12 protein-coding genes are annotated in these 14,617 nt (G+C 64.6%); 3 read left to right on the top strand and 9 right to left on the bottom strand.

What is annotated here, in order from left to right; genetic code table 11:
- Positions 1-33: 33 nt before the first annotated feature.
- The 8 genes from LI72_RS02445 to LI72_RS02480 all read right to left on the bottom strand — a co-directional run bounded on the left by LI72_RS02445 (position 34) and on the right by LI72_RS02480 (position 9,339).
- Positions 34-1,506, bottom strand: coding sequence for a glycerol kinase (locus tag LI72_RS02445; protein ID WP_033924217.1), 1,473 nt, complete (start codon positions 1,504-1,506; stop codon positions 34-36).
- Positions 1,499-2,116, bottom strand: a complete 618-nt coding sequence (locus LI72_RS02450) for a 3,4-dihydroxy-2-butanone-4-phosphate synthase (protein ID WP_033924218.1) — start codon at positions 2,114-2,116, stop codon at positions 1,499-1,501. Before LI72_RS02450 ends, LI72_RS02445 begins: the two co-directional genes overlap by 8 nt.
- Positions 2,113-2,691 carry an NADPH-dependent FMN reductase gene (locus tag LI72_RS02455; RefSeq protein WP_033924219.1) on the bottom strand — a complete coding sequence of 193 codons (579 nt, stop codon included), beginning with the start codon at positions 2,689-2,691 and terminating at the stop codon, positions 2,113-2,115. Before LI72_RS02455 ends, LI72_RS02450 begins: the two co-directional genes overlap by 4 nt.
- Positions 2,688-4,190, bottom strand: coding sequence for a glycerol-3-phosphate dehydrogenase (locus LI72_RS02460; RefSeq protein ID WP_033924220.1), 1,503 nt, complete (start codon positions 4,188-4,190; stop codon positions 2,688-2,690). The genes LI72_RS02455 and LI72_RS02460 overlap by 4 nt, the downstream gene beginning before the upstream one ends.
- Complete coding sequence (locus LI72_RS02465; protein ID WP_033924221.1) at positions 4,190-5,287, bottom strand: LLM class flavin-dependent oxidoreductase; 1,098 nt, start codon at positions 5,285-5,287, stop codon at positions 4,190-4,192. Before LI72_RS02465 ends, LI72_RS02460 begins: the two co-directional genes overlap by 1 nt.
- A gap of 127 nt (positions 5,288-5,414) precedes the next feature.
- The gene (locus tag LI72_RS02470) at positions 5,415-6,329 is read right to left on the bottom strand and encodes an aldo/keto reductase (RefSeq protein ID WP_033924222.1); all 915 of its coding nucleotides are present in this window, start codon (positions 6,327-6,329) and stop codon (positions 5,415-5,417) included.
- Complete coding sequence (locus LI72_RS02475; protein WP_033924223.1) at positions 6,326-7,339, bottom strand: LacI family DNA-binding transcriptional regulator; 1,014 nt, start codon at positions 7,337-7,339, stop codon at positions 6,326-6,328. Before LI72_RS02475 ends, LI72_RS02470 begins: the two co-directional genes overlap by 4 nt.
- The gene (locus LI72_RS02480; RefSeq protein ID WP_443018105.1) at positions 7,336-9,339 is read right to left on the bottom strand and encodes an alpha-glucosidase; all 2,004 of its coding nucleotides are present in this window, start codon (positions 9,337-9,339) and stop codon (positions 7,336-7,338) included. Before LI72_RS02480 ends, LI72_RS02475 begins: the two co-directional genes overlap by 4 nt.
- Here LI72_RS02480 and LI72_RS20450 point away from each other — a divergent pair.
- The 3 genes from LI72_RS20450 to LI72_RS19895 all read left to right on the top strand — a co-directional run bounded on the left by LI72_RS20450 (position 9,274) and on the right by LI72_RS19895 (position 13,030).
- Positions 9,274-9,411, top strand: a complete 138-nt coding sequence (locus LI72_RS20450; RefSeq protein WP_231562341.1) for a hypothetical protein — start codon at positions 9,274-9,276, stop codon at positions 9,409-9,411. The genes LI72_RS02480 and LI72_RS20450 overlap by 66 nt on opposite strands.
- A 110-nt stretch (positions 9,412-9,521) precedes the next feature.
- Positions 9,522-11,861, top strand: a complete 2,340-nt coding sequence (locus LI72_RS02485) for a TonB-dependent receptor (protein WP_033924225.1) — start codon at positions 9,522-9,524, stop codon at positions 11,859-11,861.
- A gap of 674 nt (positions 11,862-12,535) precedes the next feature.
- Positions 12,536-13,030 carry a hypothetical protein gene (locus tag LI72_RS19895; protein WP_156139442.1) on the top strand — a complete coding sequence of 165 codons (495 nt, stop codon included), beginning with the start codon at positions 12,536-12,538 and terminating at the stop codon, positions 13,028-13,030.
- 203 nt (positions 13,031-13,233) lie between these two features.
- Here LI72_RS19895 and LI72_RS02490 read toward each other — a convergent pair whose 3' ends face one another.
- A complete protein-coding gene (locus LI72_RS02490; protein WP_033924226.1) occupies positions 13,234-14,595 on the bottom strand; it encodes an aromatic ring-hydroxylating oxygenase subunit alpha in 1,362 nt (453 codons plus the stop codon).
- Positions 14,596-14,617: the final 22 nt, after the last annotated feature.

The following is a 14,617-nucleotide window of genomic DNA, read 5'->3' on the forward strand; positions in this document are numbered from 1 at the left end:
TACGCACCTCAGGCTCCGCTGGCGCGCGTGGCGTCAGCTCGGCTTGAGGTTGAGCGCCGTGGTCCACAGATTCAGCCGGCGCTCGCGCGCAGCAGGGTCGATCTGCGGCTCGAAGGTCTGGATCGGCGAAACCATCGTGCGCGCATCTTCGAGCGAGGCATAATGGCCCGCACCGATCGCCGCCAGGATCGCTGCGCCGCGCGCGGTGGTTTCGACATCGACCGGGCGTTCGCAGGGGATGCCGAGCACGTTGGCGATATCCTGCGCGATCCAGTCGTTTGCGCTCATACCGCCATCGAGCCGCAGCACCGACCAGCCTGCGCCATCGGCCGCAAAGGCGCGGCCGAGATCGTGGAACACGTTGGCGACCGATTCGAGCGCCGCGCGGACGATGTGCGCACGCGTGGTGGCGAAAGACAGCCCGCTGATGCTGCCGCGCGCATCGGGCATCCAATAGGGCGCGCCGAGGCCTGACAGGGCAGGGACTACGACGACATCGCCGCTGTCGGGCACCGACCGGGCGAGCGCCTCGCTCTCGGCTGCATTGCCCAGCAGGCCGATGCTGTCGCGCAGCCATTTGACCAGGCTGCCCGCGACGAACACCGATCCTTCGAGTGCGAAGCTGCGCGTGCCGCCAACCTCGCACAATACCGTGCCTAGCAGGCGGTGGTCCGATCTGGGCGGGGTCTGGCCCATATTCGCGAGAATGAACGCACCGGTGCCCAAAGTCGCCTTGGTCTGGCCGTGCGCAAAACAGCCCTGGCCGATGGTGGCGGATTGCTGGTCGCCGGCAAGGCCCGTGATCGGGATCGCCACGCCGAACAGCTCAGGCCTGGTCGTGCCGAACGCGCCAGTGCTGGGCACGACTTCGGGCAGCGCGCCGCGCGGCACGCCGAACAGGTCGCACAGCCCTTCGTCCCAGCTCTGCCCGGTCAGTGCGAACAGGCTGGTGCGGCTGGCGTTGGAGACGTCGGAGACATGCAGCCCGCCGGTGAGGTTCCACACCAGCCAGCTTTCGACCGTACCAAAGGCCAGCCGATCGCCAAGCTGGTCAGCACCTTCGATGTTGCGCAGCATCCACGCCATCTTGGTGGCGGAAAAATACGGATCGAGCAGCAGGCCGGTCGCCGATTGCACCGCTGCTTCATGGCCCGCTGCGCGCAATTTCTGGCATTGCTCGTCGGTGCGGCGGTCCTGCCACACGATGGCGCGGCCGAGCGGCTTGCCGCTGCTCTTGTCCCAGGCGACCACGGTCTCGCGCTGGTTGGTGACGCCGATCGCCGCGATCTGCTCGGCGCCGCCGGCGCGCGCGATCATCGCGTGTGCGCAGGCCAAGGTGTGTTCCCAGATCTCGGTCGCGTCATGCTCGACCCAGCCGGGCTGCGGATAATATTGCGTGATGTCGCGCTGCTCGGTGGCGATCCATTCGCCGCCGAGCGTGTAGAGCATCGCGCGGGTCGAGGTGGTGCCCTCGTCGAGCACCAGGATCATCTGCCCGTCAGCCATGCGCCGCGTGCTCCCCATCTTCGTTCCTGGCCAGCAGGTCGCCGATATCGGCCACGGCGAGGCCAAAGCGCTCGACCAGATCGGCAATGTCGGCGGGGCGCGCCATTTCGCCATCGTCGCGCATGATCGCGCAGATCACGGCGGCATCGCCGGCTCCTGCGCGGCTGGTCAGTTCGACGGCAGCTTCTGCCGCAGCAGGCCGTTCGTGCACGCCGCCTAAAGAACAGATCAGCGGGAAGATATGCCCGGGCGAGACGATATCGTCCGATGTGGCATCGGGCGCCACGGCGGCCTTGACGGTCTGTGCGCGGTCGGCGGCGGAGATGCCGGTGGTAACCCCCTCGGCGGCCTCGATCGAACGGCCCAGCGGCCTGCCCGACTGGCGATCACTGCCCGGGTTCATCAGGTCGATGCCCAGCCGCTGGGCGCGATCCTGCTGCATGGCGAGGCAGATCAGCCCGCGGCCGTGCGTTGCCAGGAAATTGATCGCCTCGGGCGTGGCGTGCTGCGCGGCGACGGCAAAATCCATGTCGCCGCGGCGATAGCGATCGCCGGTGATGACGATGACCTGGCCCTGTTTGAGCGCGTCGACCGCAGCCTCGATGCTCATGCGGCGGGCCTCGCCTGGATGCTGAGGCTATTCGCGCCCTGTACGACCTGTTGCCCGACCATGTCGAGCTGCATCCGCGCGCGGTCGTCCAGACATTCGCCATCAGGCGAATAGAGGCCGGGATAGGTGCGGATGGTCGCGCCCATCGGCGTCGGCCAGCCGCGCAACGCGTGGACAATGCTGCGCAAGGTCTGCATCGTGCTCATCGTCGCTTGGTCGCCGTATGCCGTTGCGATCAGCCCGACTGCACGGCCATCAAGATAAGGCCGCTCGTCCTTGGACAGGTCTTCCAGAAAATCGAGCGCGTTCTTGACCAGACCCGAAATCGTGCCGTGATAGCCGGGGGCTGCGAGCAAGACACCATCGGCGGCACGCACCGCCTCGACCATTTCTCGCCCTTCTGCGCCTGCGTGCGCTGTGCTGCGATAATGGGGCAGGGCAGCGAGATAGGCCCCGTCGAACAGCTGCACCTCTGCCCCGTGCGCGGCGGCACTCGCCATCGCGGTGCGCAGGGCGAGCTCGGTGGTGCTGCCGACCGAAACGGTGCCGCCAATGGCGACGATGCGGGGTGTCATGCTGTCAGTTCCTCTTTGAAAAATCGGTCGAGCTCTTGGGTCTGTTCCGGCGAGAGATGCAGCCCCAGCTTCGTGCGCCGCCACAATATGTCCTCGGCGCAGGTCGCCCATTCGTGGACGACCAGATGGCGGACCTCGGCCTCGGTCAGGCCATGACCGAAATGGCGTCCGCACGCGTCGAGCGACTGTGCATCGCCCAGGAAGGTTGCGGCGGTGGTGCCATAGGTGCGGATCAGCCGTTCGGCCCATCCGGCGTCCAGAAAGCGATAGCGCGCCTGCAATGCAGCAATCTGCAGCGGCGCTTCGTCGACACCGAAATTGCCGCCGGGCAGGGGCTTGGCATGCGTCCAGTGATCCCCCTGCAGCGCAGCAATGCGATCACCCATGCGGTCCACCGCCTCCTGCGCCAGCGTCCGGAAGGTGGTGATCTTGCCGCCGAACACCGAGAGCATCGGCGCGCCTTCACTCGCATCGGTGAGGTCGAAGCGATAGCCGCGGGTCGCAGCCTCGGGCTTGCCCGATCCATCATCGACCAAGGGCCGCACACCCGAATAGGTCCAAACGACATCGGCGGGCGTGACGGGCTTGGCGAAGAAGCGGCTCGCGCCTTCGCACAGATAGGCGATTTCCTCGGCGCTCGCGACGATTGGCTCGGCGGGCGCATGATCGCGATCGGTGGTGCCGATCAGCGTGAAGTCCTGCTCATAGGGGATCGCAAAGAAGATGCGGCCATCGGGCAACTGGAAGAAATAGGGGTGCGGATGGTCGAACAGCTTGCGCACCACGATGTGCGAGCCGCGCACCAGCCGGATCGACTGCTTGGGCTTTTCACCGCTGCGGCCCAATATGCCCAGCACCGATGGGCCAGCCGCGTTGATCACCGAACGAGCGGAAAACACTCCCTGCGGCGTCTCGACCCGCCAAAGGTCGCCGGCCCGTTCAAGCCGGGTCACCGGGCAGCGGGTACGGATATCCGCGCCGTGATCGGCGGCATCGCGTGCGTTCAGCACTACCAGCCGCGCATCGTCGACCCAGCCGTCCGAATAGACGAAGCCGTGCACGAACTCGTCCCTGAGCGGCGCGCCTGCGGGGTGGCGGTTCAGCCGGATGGTCTGCGTCGCAGGCAGCTTCTTGCGCGCGCCGATATGGTCGTAGAGAAACAGGCCGAGCCTCAGCAGCCAGCGCGGACGCAGGCCTTTCACCCAGGGCAGCACGAAGCGCATCGGCCAGATGATGTGCGGTGCGATGGCCCACAGGATTTCGCGTTCGCCCAGCGCCTCGCGCACCAGCCCGAATTCGTAATGCTCCAGATAGCGCAGGCCGCCGTGGATCAGCTTGCTCGAGTTGGACGAGGTGCCGCTCGCCAGATCCGCCGCCTCGAGCAGCAGCACGCTGGCGCCGCGCCCGGCGGCATCGCGGGCAATGCCGGTGCCGTTGACGCCGCCGCCGATCACGGCGACGTCATACACGGTGGCGGAACTGGGCTGCGTCTGGTCCATCAGATGTCAAGCGGTCCGTGCTGGATGTGCGGAAGAACGTAGCGCGCGAACATATCGGCTTCCTGCACATGCGGATAGCCCGAGAGGATGAACGCATCGATCCCTTCGGCCTGATAGGCACGCAGCTTGGCGAGCACCTGGTCGGGTGTGCCGACGATCGCGGCGCCGCAGCCCGAGCGGGCACGGCCGATGCCGGTCCACAGGTTTTCCTCGACAAAGCCGTCGCCATCGGCCGCGCCGCGCAGTTCCTGCTGGCGCTGCACGCCATAATTCTTGGCATCGAGCGACTTTTCGCGGATCGCCTTGCCCGCCTCGTCGTCGAGCTTGGACAGCAGACGGTCGGCATAGGCGCGCGCTTCGTCTTCGGTTTCGCGGACGATGACATGGACGCGATAACCGAACTTGAGCGTGCGGCCGTATTTCGCGGCGCGTGCGGTCAGGTCGGCAATGTTCTCGCGCACCTTGTCCATGGTGTCGGGCCACATCAGGTAGACGTCGCAGGCTTCGGCAGCGCACTCGCGCGCCTCGTGGCTGAGGCCGCCGAAATAGAAGGCGGGGCACTTGCCCGACAGCGTGGTGACGCGCGGCGGATCGAGCTTCAAGTTGAAGAAATCGCCCTGGAAATCGAGCGCCTCGCCGTTGAGCAAGGTGCGCACGATCTTCATGATCTCGGTCGCCCGGGCATAACGGGGTGCGGATTCGATCTTCTCGCCCGGCATGTCGGACGAGATGATGTTGACGTTCAGCCGCCCGCCGGTGCCTGCGGCATTGGGGCCGAGGATGCGGTCCAATGTCGCGATGCGCCGCGCCAACTGCGGTGGCCAGTCCTCGCCCATGCGCGTTGCCCAGAGCAGCTTGATGCGGCGCACCTGCGTCGCGACGGCAGCAGCGAACGCCGTGGTGTCGAGGCCGAGGCTATAGCCCGAAGGCAGCAGGATGTTGTCGAACCCGCCCTCTTCGGCGCGCAGCACGATGTTGCGGCAATGCTCCCAGCTCGATTGCAGATACGGGTCGGGCACGCCCAGGAATTCATAGTCATCGTCGCACAGCGCCGAAAACCAGGCGATTTCGCATTGTTGGTCAGTGGGTTGTGTCATGTTTTTGATTCCTTTGAGCTGGGCTATGCTGGCGCGGGGCCTTCGACAGGCTCAGGCTGAGCGGAGTGGTTTGGAAGGCTGCCCCAACCCCGCTCATGCTGAGCTTGTCGAAGCACCCGGCACGACATCAGGGCAGCGGTACGCCGCGGGCTGCGACCAGCACATTGTACCAGTCCTGCCGTGACCAGCGCACCTTGAGCGCCTGAGCGCCCTCGGCGATACGCTCGGCCTGCTGCGATCCGATGATCGGGATGATGCCCGCCGGATGCGCCATCAGCCAGCTATAGGCAGCCACGCTGCGCGAGACGCCCTGGGCTTCACCGACGGCATCGAGCGCCGCAGCGACGGCCTTGTCGCGCTCGCTTTCCGGCGCGGCCAGACGGCCGCCACCCAGCGGCGACCAGGCCATCGGGGTCAGTCCCATCATCATCGCCTGATCGAGCTCGCCATTTTCGAAGCAATCGATCCGCAGCGGGCTGATCTCGGCCTGGGTGGTGACGATCTTCTCGGCGAGGAAATGGTCGAGCGCGGCAATCTGCGGCATCGTGAAGTTCGACACACCGATCGCGCGGATCTTGCCCGACGACACCGCATCGTCGAGCACGCGCGCGGTTTCCTGCGGGTGCGCGAGAATGTCGGGGCGGTGGATCTGCCACAGGTCGACCATGTCCACCTTCAGGCGGCGGAGCGAATCGTCGATCGCCTTGCGCAGGTAATCGGCGCCCTGATCATAGGGCAGGGGAGGCAGGATGCCGCCCTTGGTCGCCAGCACCATGCGGTCGCGCAAGGCCGGATCGGCCGCGATGACTTCGCCCAGCAGCGCCTCGGCATCACCGAAGCCGCCCTGGCCGTCAAAACCATAGATATCGGCGGTATCGAGGAAGGTGATCCCGGCGTCGAGCGCGGCGTGCACCAAAGCCGTCGCCTGGGCGACGGTACGGCCGTTCTCGGCGAACCGCCACATGCCCCAGGAAATAGGGGAGACAGCAATGTCGCTCCGCCCCAGAGGACGGAAAGCAGGCGGCAATGGCAATTCACTCATGAAAAAGTCCTGTGTGGGGGCGCTACGGAAGCGCGTTCGACGAGGGTATGGGGAAGGCGGCGATGCGCGATATCGCCCCCTGCAATCAGGATCTCGGTCGCCGTGCGGGCGAGTTCCGCCATCGGCTGATGGATCGTGGTGAGCGGCGGCCAGACGGTGCGCGCGAGCGTGGTATCATCGAAGCCAGCGACCGAGAGCTCGGCAGGCACATCCATGCCGCGATCATGCGCGACGGCGAGTACGCCCGCTGCCATGTCGTCGTTCGAGGCGAAGATCGCGCTGGGGCGCTGCGGCAGATCGAGCAGCATCCGCCCGCCGCGCACGCCCGAATCGAAGTCGAATTCGCCGTCGCACACCAGCACCGGATCGAATGGCAGCCCGGCGCGGTCGAGCGCGCGGCGATAGCCGAACAAGCGGTCGTCCGATGCCATGTGATTGGGATGGCCCTTGATGAAGCCGATGCGGCGATGCCCGGCGTTGATCAGGTGCGTCGTCATGTCATCGGCGGCCAGCGCATCGTCCATGAACACCGAACTCGTCAGCGCATGATTGGTGCCGGGCGAAATCCGCACAAACGGCACGTCGAGCGCTTCCAGCGCGCGCAGCACCGGGTCGCAATCGGTGACGGGGGAGGAAAGGATGATGCCATCGACATGCGTTTCGGTGACAAGGCCGCGCACCTGTTCGCCCACCTGTGGGTCGGCGACGTCGACCGGCTGCGCGAGCAGGCGGATGTTGTTGGAGCGGCAGAAGTCCCAGCAGCCGGTCTGGATCTGGAACATGTAATAGGGGCTGTGATTGTCGTAGATCAGCGCGACCTGGTTCGACTTGCCGCCCGACAGGATGCGTGCGGCGATGCTCGGGCGGAAATCGAGCGCGCGCATCGCCTCTTCCACCCGGTCGCGCGTTTGCGCGCTGACATAGGGGTGGCCGTTCAGCACCCGGCTGACGGTCTTCACCGCCACACCGGCCTTGGCCGCGACATCGCGGATGTTCGCGCGTTCACTCATCGCTCCAGCACCTCGCCAAGCCCTGCGAACAGCGCGGCAAAGGCACTGTCGGGGCGATAGAACACTGGTGGCTGTCCGATGGGAGCGGCGATGCGGTGCAGGCCCGGCGCGTAATCCACGCCGCTCCACACGTGCCGCCACACGCCCGCGCCGGGGAGCACGACAGACCTAGCCGTAGCGCCCTGCTCGATCACCGGGGCCACCAGCAGGTCGGCACCGTAGAGAAACTGGTCCTGCACCGTAAAGAGGGCAGCGTCGTGCGGGTAATGCAGGAACAGCGGGCGCTGGGCGGGCAGGCCTGCCTCACTCGCCTGATGGCACAGATGCCGCACGTAAGGCGCAAGATGCGCGTGCACCCGGCTCCAGCGTGCAAAGCAGGCGAGCAGTTCGTCGTTGCTGTCGTACTGCAGATTGTCGTCGGGGCGGTTGCCTTCGTGGCTGCGCATCACCGGCGCGAATGCGGCCAGCTCGCACCAGCGCTGCATCAGCTCGTCGCTGCGGATGTTGCCGTGCAAGGAGGTATAGCCGCCGCAATCCGAATGGCTGTAGGCGTTGCCGACGAGACCTGCCGACAGCGCGCCGGTGATCACCGTGCCGATGCCGTCATGCCGGGTGAAATCGACCGACTGGTCGCCCGCCCACAGCAACGGGCAATGGGCCTGAACGCCGGAGAAGCCTGCGCGCATGAAGAATACCGCATCGCCCGTGCGGCCACGGCTGGCGACGGCGCGGGCGTTGACCTCCGCCCACAGCACCGGCCAAAGATTGTGCGCCTCCAACGGGTCGGAGCCATCGGCCAGACGCAGATCGGTGGGCAGATATTCGCCGAAGTCCGCCATCCAGCCATCGATGCCGATATCGAGCATCTCGCGGCCCAGGATACGCTCGGCAAACCATGCGCGGGTTTCCTCGCGGGTGAAATCGACCACGCCGCAGTCGAATTCGCCGAAGTCGACCAGGTGGACCTCGTCGCTGTCTTGCGCGAGGCAGAAATGACCGCCGGCGCGGCCTTCCTCGTACAATTCGCCATCGACCGCGATATAGGGGTTGGCATAGGCCATGAAGCGGATGCCGCGTTCATGCAGTGCTGCAATCCGGTCCTTCAGCGCAGGATAGCGCGCCGCGCTGCGGTCGCCGGCATGCCAGTCCCAGAACAGGCGGCGACCAAAGGTCGTCTCGCGGATACCGGCCCAGTCTTCGCACCATATGGCCGCCACCGCGGTGCCGGCCTCGATGAAGCGTTCGAGCCGGTCAAAGCTCGATGCCCCTGACTTGAGCCCGACAATCGCGCCGCCGATCGCCCAGTCGGGCAGTTCGGGCTGGCGGCCGAAGTGCTTCGAGAGCTGCGAGACCAGCCCCAGCGGGCCATCATCGGCGAACAGTTCGAACGCGGCAGTGCTGCTCCAAACCTCCACCCGGTGCGCCGCAGGATCGGTGAAATCGAGCACGCTGTAACAGCTGGCAGCGAGGTGCACGGCGAGCCAGCGCGAGGTCAGGAACGTCGGCTGGGGATAATTGGTGTTCCAGTAATCACCGCCCGCCATCCCGTCGGCGTCCATGATGCGGGTGAGTTCGGTCGACTTGTCACGCCCGACGCCAGGCTCGCTGGTCCAGATCGGGAAGGCGCGGCCATTGAGCGCGAGATAGCTCATCTGCTCGCCGCCGCCCCAGACGCACTCTTCCGCTTCGGCGTGAAAGCTCACGGTGATCCGGTCGTAGCCCGGCAGCAGGCTGGTCATGATCAGGCGATTGCCCCGGATCGCGATCCGCAGGGCAGGGGCGCCTTCGTGCAGCAGCTCCGCGCCGCTGTCGATCAGGCGCCACTCGGTGGGCGACAAGACATCGGCGGGCGCATCCGAGATGCGGAAATTGCCGCGAATCATCAGGATATCGGGGTTGCCGCGTGCCATGACCACCGCAGGACAGGAAAGTCGATGGCGCAGCACCAGATGATCCCCGAAGCGGAGATCGAACCCGTCAATTTCGGCATCGAGCCGCAGTTTCAAGCTATTATCCTCACCCCGCAACCGGGACTGTGGCAGTTTGGCCGCAGCCTCCGCCCGTTTTTCTGACACCGCTTGACATATCGGGACAGTCATAGCAGATCAAGCGTCAATCGCGGCGACCATACCAAGGGGCGACAAGCCCCCGCTACGACCGCATTCTCGCAGGGAGAGGTACCATGAAGCTCACCAAATATCCGTCCGTTCGCGCTCTGGCGCTGTCCGCCACCGCCCTCTCGCTGGGCTTCGCGATGCCTGCCCATGCGCAGGAAGCCGCTGAAGACACCACCGGCGGCATCACCGAAATCGTCGTCACCGCACAGAAGGTCGCCGAGAACGTTCAGGACGTTCCGATCTCGATCACCGCGATCACCGCGGACCGGCTTGAAACCACCGGCGTGACCAGCCTGGAAGGGCTGACCCAGCTGGTTCCGTCGGTCTCGTTCCGCAAGGGCACGACCAGCGCCAACAGCGCCATCGTGATGCGCGGCGTCGGCACGATTACCTTCTCGATCGCCGCAGAACCCAGCGTCTCGACCGTGGTCGATGGCGTCGTGCTCAGCCGTTCGGGCCAGGCGTTCATGGATCTGGTCGATGCCGAGCGGCTTGAAGTGCTGCGCGGACCCCAGGGCACATTGTTCGGCAAGAACGCATCGGCCGGTCTCGTCAACATCATCTCCAAGGGTGGTACCGACACGCTCGAGGCCGAAGCCCGCGCCGAGTTCTTCGAGGGCGAAGAATACCGCCTGCGCGCTTCGCTTTCCGGTCCGCTGGCCGAGGGCCTGACCGGCCGCGTCACCGGCTTCTACGGCACGTTCGATGGCAACATCACCAACATCAACGGCGGCCGTCGCAACACGATCAACGGCTACGAGCATTATGGTGCGCGTGCGATCCTCGACTATGACAGCGGCGGTTCGCGCTTCCGCTTCATCGCCGACTATTTCGAGGCGGACGATGATTGCTGCGCCGATGTCACCGGCGTCAGCCGCGGCGCGGTGCTCGATCGCGAGCTCGGCCTGCCCGGCGGCGTGGCGCGCGGTGTCAACCAGCGCTTCGTCAACCACAACCTCGTTACCCAGACGCGCGACAAGCAGTGGAGCCTGACCGCTTCGGGCGATTTCGACGTGCTGACCGACCATGTGCTGAGCGTGGTTGCCGGTTATCGCAACTGGGAAAACATCGAGATTCGCGAAGGCGACTTCCTGCCGCGCGCGATCGTCGGCACCGGCGAGCTGCACGACAATGGCGCTGTCCGCACCGAGCAGCTTTCGCTCGAAGTGCGTCTGGCCTCCGACCAGTCCAAGCCGTTCTTCTACCAGATCGGCGGTTTCCTGTGGGGCAGCGACAACGAGCAGGACTTCACGCGTCGCAACATCACCTGCAACACGTCCACCCTGCCGATCGATCCGATCACCGGTGGCCGTCCGTGCAACGTGAATGACCGCACCAACACGCTGTTCCCGACCGCGACCTCGTTCAGCCAGGTGGAATCGCGCAACTATGCGATCTTCGGCCAGGCCACCTACCGCCTGACCGAGCAGCTCGCGCTGATCGGCGGCCTGCGCTACACCTGGGATGAACTCGACTTCGTCCACACCCGCGCGCCGGGCGTGAACGCGACGACGGGTCTTCCGGCCACCGGCCCCGGCGTTTCGGGCGCCCCTGCGGGCGGCACGATCGCCTCGGGCGGCAATGGCACCAACGTGTCGGCAGGCTCCAGCAGCAACGGCAACCTTTCGGGCCGCGCCGCGCTGCAGTTCAAGCCATCCGAAGACGTGATGCTCTACGGCAGCTACACCCGCGGCTACAAGGGCCCGGCATTCAACGTGTTCTTCAACCACACCGCGCCGACCAACGCGATCCCGATCGACGAGGAAACCTCCGACGCGTTCGAAATCGGCATCAAGTCGCAGTTCCTCGACAACCGCCTGCAGCTCAACGCGTCCGCCTTCACCGTCACCTATGACGGCTTCCAGGCGAACAACTTCGTGCTCTTGAACGGCGCGGTCGTTTCGAACCTGACCAACGCCGGATCGGTGAAGAGCGAAGGCTTTGAAATCGATCTGCTCGCGGTGCCGGTCGATGGCTGGACGCTGCGTGCGAGCGGCGCTTATGCGGACGCCACGGTGAAGCGCTTCAACCCCAACCCCGCCACCAACGCGCCGGATGCCCGCAACGGCACCCAGCTGCCGCTGGCGCCGAAGTTCACCTGGACCATCGGCACCAGCTACGAGCGTGACCTGGGCCCGGTGAAGGTCTATTTCGACACCGACTTCCGCCACGTCAGCCGTCAGTTCTCCGACCTTGGCGAAACCGGCCCGATCGCCGCCTATGGCATCTGGAACGGCTCGATCGGTTTCTCGGATCCGGAAGACAACTACCGCATCAGCTTCCTGGCGCGCAACATCACCGACAAGGCCTATGCGCTGCTCAACGTGAGCGCCGGCCAGCGCCTGCAGATCCCGCGCGATGCGGACCGCTATTTCGGCGTCAGCCTGCGCGCACGCCTGCGCTGAGGCGGACCCAGGAATACCATAAGCCCTTCGGGTCGCAGGGCAGAAAACGGGGCTCCGGGCATCAAGTCCGGGGCCCTTTTTCCTGTCTTGTATCCTCCCTGGAACGGGGATGGGGACCACGCAGTGGTGGAGGGGTGCCCTCTTCGGCGGGAGGGCGACACCCCTTCGCCTGGCTACGCCTGCCACCGCCGCTTGCAGGGGACGATTTGGAATGCGCGCGCCCCCACACACCCTCTCAGCCTAAGACTGTCGAAGGCCTCGCGCGAACGCCAGCCCCAAAGCGCCGCCGCGCTCCGGAGACAGCCGGAACCCAGGGGTCAACTGCCGCAGCGGCAATTGGCGTACCCGATCTTCGTGTCTTCGCGGCTTCGCGTGAGAATGTCTGGTTCACGCGAAGCCGCGAAGACGCGATGAACTTAGGCACATACCTGCGACCTCAAAGGTTGCGCCTTCGCCGAGCTCAGGTCGCGGAGGAGGGGCAGCTTTGGGTTCTTTCTGGAAAAAACTTGCCGTTCTGGAAGCGACCCCAAAACGGACATTTCAATGACGTCTGTATTGTTCGGACTTTCAATCGAATGTAGCATAGCTGAGTGAGAAGCCTGCCTTACCTCGTCGCTATCGTCTTCCTAGCTGGATGCAGGCCAGACAGTCGCGGAGTGGAGCCCGAGTCAAAGATGGGTGTTTCGGACGAGGAAGTCCCTGTATTTGACATAAGGCCATACGGCGATATCCCGTATATGGCTTACATTAACCCGATAGATCAGCAGATAGCTTTGTCACGTAGCGCGGCTGATGGTGGAGATGTGCCTTGCATGCGAGAAAAGATGGTCGATGGTGAGACCGTAAACACAATGCTGCCCACCGATCAGTGCGTCTTCATGGAACCCGCAAAGGTCTGGCATGGTCGTTGGTTGAACCAATACGAACATTCGGTGTTCTGCCCAAACGAAGTGGATCAAAAAGAATGTAACGAAGCGAAGGGCGATATATGGCTTACACCTCGTCTATTCGACGAGTCCAACGGCAAGAGCTATCACATATCGTTTATTGGTAGAAAGACACGTTATTCCGGAGAACCCGGAGGGTATGGTCATTTGGGCAGCTACGCATCAGAAATCATCGTGGACCGCGTGATTTCAATCGAAGTAGCCTCAAGTCCTGTAGAATGAAATTATGGGAGCGATTTGCTAGACGGAGATGGCAGCTAACCACCCAAGTCCTGCCATTCAAGCCTCCAAAGCGGACCGCCAGGACCCGTCGTCACCCTGAACTTGCTTCAGGGTCCATCCATCCCCCCGCGCCATCGGCTTATCCGGCGCGATAGATGCTCAAGCGCGTTCAGCATCACGCGTTGGACGACAAGGTCTTGCCCTCACTCCTTCGCCAGATACGCATCCAGCGTTGCGTGGAAATGGCGGATTCGGCTTTCCTGATAGCGGGCGAGCGTGACGCCCGGTTTGCGCGAGGCCTTGAGGCCTTTCTGGATGCGCATCAGATTGTCGGTGTCCTGGTCCGCCACCATCGCAGCGGACCCCAGTTCGGGCGCGTCAGCCCAGTTCTGGTGCGGCTCCAGCATCTTCATCGGCGCGGCGGGTGGGTGCGATCCATCCGGGCCCTTCGCGAAAAGATACATGATTTCCATGATATGGCTGTCGGGATCGTTGCCATTGGGGCGGAAGCGATAGACGATGGGCAGCGATTGTCCGCCCCAGGGCACCATGTTGGGGAACAGCAGATATTCGATGAGATCGAGCGATTCCGCGTCGGACAGATCGCTCATGTCCTTGTTGACCGCCTTGCCGATCTTTTCGCGCGCACGCTGCGCCAGCTTTGCCCGCGCGGTCTCGCCTTCGCCCATCTCGATCGGCTTGCCCGCAAAGAATGGCACGTCGCGGCGCATGTCCTCGATCACCTTGTCATCGCTGATGCCGACGACCGACGGGCTGGGCAGGCCCTGGACGCTGATCATGCGGCTGACGTGGCGGACGCCAGGCCAGACATCGTACTGGGTGTTGCTGTCGCCGTAATAGTTGACCACCTGCGGGTGAGCGACGGGGACGTGATAGGCCTCGATGAACGCCTCCATGCCCAGCTTCCAGTTGCACGGCATCACCTTGGCGACATGCACCGCCTTGTAGCGGTCCTCCAGCGCGAAGCCTTCGAAATGGCTGGGCAGGATCTCGAGATATTCCTCGAACGGCTCGGCATCGGGGTCAAGGTTGATGAACACAAACCCGGCCCAGATGCCGACCTTGGCCTGCGGCAGGCAGAACTTGTCCTTGTCGACCTGCGGGAAATCCCATTGCCCCGGCAACACCTTGAGCTTGCCGTCGAGCGACCAGGTCCAGCCATGAAAGGGACAGCGGATCTGCTTGGCGTTGCCGCTGTCGGTGCGCAGCATCGTGCCCCGGTGCAGACAGGCGTTGATATAGGCCTTGATGTCCCCTTCGGCCGTGCGCACCAGCAGCACGGAATCATCGACAATGTCATAGACCAGCTGGTCGCCGGCCTCGGGAATATCCTCGACGCGGCAGGCCAGCTGCCAGCATTTGCGCCAGACTTTCTCCACCTCGCGCGCGTGCCATTCGGGCGAGAAATAGCGTTCCACGCTGACATCATCGAGCGACTGGCCCTCGGGCGGCGATTCCATCCGCAAGACATCGGGCGCGCGGTTGCTGTCGGTCTCGTAAACCTCTTGCACCGATGGCCTCGGCCGCCGCGCGATAATGTCCATAGTAGCTCCCCTGGCTTTCGAT

This window comes from Sphingomonas sp. 35-24ZXX, from assembly GCF_000786215.1.
GTDB lineage: Bacteria > Pseudomonadota > Alphaproteobacteria > Sphingomonadales > Sphingomonadaceae > Blastomonas.